Consider the following 886-nt stretch of genomic DNA (forward strand, 5'->3'; position numbering starts at 1 on the left):
CAGATGGCAGAGCTCTATCGTAAGTGGGCCGGGATGGACAAACTGATCCTTACCGACGGGGACGTAATCGATCATACCCAGATTAAGGAAGAGCTTCAGGTGTGGGTTGCTGGTGAGAGCCTGAAAGAAATCGGTTTCGACCCATGGAGCGCAACACAGTTCAGCCTTGCGCTGGCAGAGGAAGGGTTGCCGCTGGTGGAAGTGCCGCAGACGGTTCGCAATTTCTCTGAAGCGATGAAAGAGGTCGAAGCGCTGGTATACGGTGGCCGATTCCATCACAGCGATCACCCGGTAATGAACTGGATGATGTCCAACGTAACCGTCAAACCTGACCGGAACGAGAACATTTTTCCTAATAAATCCACACCAGAGGCCAAGATTGATGGTCCTGCGGCATTGTTCACAGCAATGAGCCGCGTTCTGGTTAACGGTGGCAACGACCAGCAGGATCTCTCCGGATTCTTCAATAATCCCATCATGGTAGGTTTCTGATGAAAAAAAACAAACGGCCAGGCCGGGTGAAAAGTGCCCTGCTTAACTGGCTTGGGGTTCCTGTCAGCCTGACTACCGGCACGTTATGGGAGGAATGGTTTGGTACCAGCAGCAGCGGAAAGGTGGTAACGGCCGATAAAGCCATCCAGCTATCGGCTGTGTGGGCATGCGTAAGGCTGTTAAGCGAGTCTATTTCAACCCTTCCGCTGAAAATATACGTTCGACAGCCTGACGGTTCGCGTAAAGCGGCAACCGATCATCCGGCTTATTCGATACTGTGCCGCCGACCCAATTCAGAAATGACACCATCACGCTTTATGTTGATGGTGGTCGCCAGTATTTGCCTGCGCGGGAACGCCTTCATTGAGAAGAAATTCATCGCAAACCGCCTGGT

Annotated in this window: 2 protein-coding genes; both read left to right on the plus strand. The window is 52.4% G+C overall.

The annotated features are described in order from the left end of the window. Window positions 1–492: terminase TerL endonuclease subunit (locus tag APU02_RS10820; RefSeq protein WP_239692862.1), on the plus strand; the 492-nt coding region annotated here is incomplete at its 5' end. After that, window positions 492–886 (plus strand): phage portal protein (locus tag APU02_RS10825; RefSeq protein WP_131729039.1); only part of this gene is annotated, 395 nt, incomplete at its 3' end. The genes APU02_RS10820 and APU02_RS10825, both read left to right, overlap by 1 nt.

The organism is Citrobacter sp. 50677481, assembly GCF_001463265.1.
Classification (GTDB): Bacteria; Pseudomonadota; Gammaproteobacteria; order Enterobacterales; family Enterobacteriaceae; genus Citrobacter_A; species Citrobacter_A sedlakii.